Annotated in this window: 1 protein-coding gene; it reads left to right on the forward strand. The window is 42.6% G+C overall.

Features of this window, described 5'->3' with window-relative positions; all coding sequences use genetic code 11:
- On the forward strand, window positions 1–1520 hold a 1520-nt coding region (locus GB234_RS15115; protein WP_503826541.1), incomplete at both ends, for an FIDD domain-containing protein.

Raw genomic sequence — 1520 nt, forward strand, 5'->3', positions numbered from 1 at the left:
TAATCGTAGAGCAAACCCCTCAAATAACAGACCCAGCCCCATTGGTGGTTTGTGATACAGACGCAGACGGTTTTGCTGTGTTTAACCTTATAGAAGTAGAAGACGATATCCTTTTTGGTCTTACAGGTGGTCCCTATGTAGTGACATATTATAGTGATATAGCACAGACCAGTCCTATAAATAATCCAGGAGCATATACCAATACCTCAAATCCACAAATTATATACATAACAGTAAGAGATACCAATAATGATTGTATAGCAGAAACGCAGCTTGAGTTAAGAGTAGAGATACCTCCAGTACTTGTCAATCCAGATCCTTTAGAGTTGTGTGACCAGACCGAAATCATCGGTCCTGACGATGAGCAAGAAATCTTTGATCTTACACAAGCTATTCCTCAGATAACGGGAGGTGCTTTGGGAGTTTCGATTACCTTTTTCGAGACCCTTTCAGACATGCAAGCTAACATAAATATGATAGCGACACCAACGGCTTACATCAATGTGCTTGACAATCCTCAGACCATCTATATTCGCGCAGAGGATGTAAATACTAGCTGTGTTGTAGATAGTGGTATGGTTACGTTAGATTTAATTGTAAACCCACGACCATCACCTATCACCCCAGAGCCGTTAGAGGTTTGTGATATTGATAACGATGGTTTTGCAACATTCAACCTTACAGATAAGGATATAGAGATCATAGGAGGAGAGCCCGGTGTTGTAATAACATATCATGAAACACCGCTAGATGCAGAGAACGGTACGTTTGCCCTTACAGATCCGTATGCTAATATTGTTGCAGATAGTCAACTTATATACGCACGTGCTACCTATGACGATGTTCCTCCAGCAGTAGGTACAGGTTGTTTTAAAGTAGTGATTTTAGAGCTTATAGTTAACCCAACTCCAGAGGTTCCTGTCAACCTTGCTCCATTAGTAATATGTGATGATGATGGTGATGGTTTTGCCATTTTTGATCTTACTGAGCGTGCAGCCGATATTTACGGAACCCAAGACCCAACAGATTATGCGTTAAGTTATCATACTACATTAGCAGACGCACAAGCAGGTACTGCAGCAATTGCAGCGCCAGGTGCATTTACTAATACGATTAATCCACAACCAATTTGGGTGCGTTTAAGAGATATCGATACAGACTGTTTTAAGGTAGGTACCTTTGAGCTGCAAGTATCTTTAGGTCCAACAGTAATCCAACCGCTACCGTTAGAGCTTTGTGATGATTTGGGAGCGTCCAACGATGGAACTACGGCTTTTGATCTTACCGTTAAGAATGATGAGATCACAGGAGGCGCAGCTGGAGTAGGCGTGCAGTATTTTGAGAGTCAAGCAGATGCTGATGCAAATATAAATGCCATTAATCCTGCTACTGCCTACGAGAACACGTCAAACCCACAGACTATTTTTGTTCGTGTTACCGATGGAAACACCCTTTGTGCAGACACGAGCGTGACCCTTACCCTACGCGTACTGCCTAATCCAGTACCCGAAGAGCCCGAC

This window comes from Patiriisocius marinistellae, assembly GCF_009014635.1.
Taxonomy (GTDB): Bacteria; Bacteroidota; Bacteroidia; order Flavobacteriales; family Flavobacteriaceae; genus Patiriisocius; species Patiriisocius marinistellae.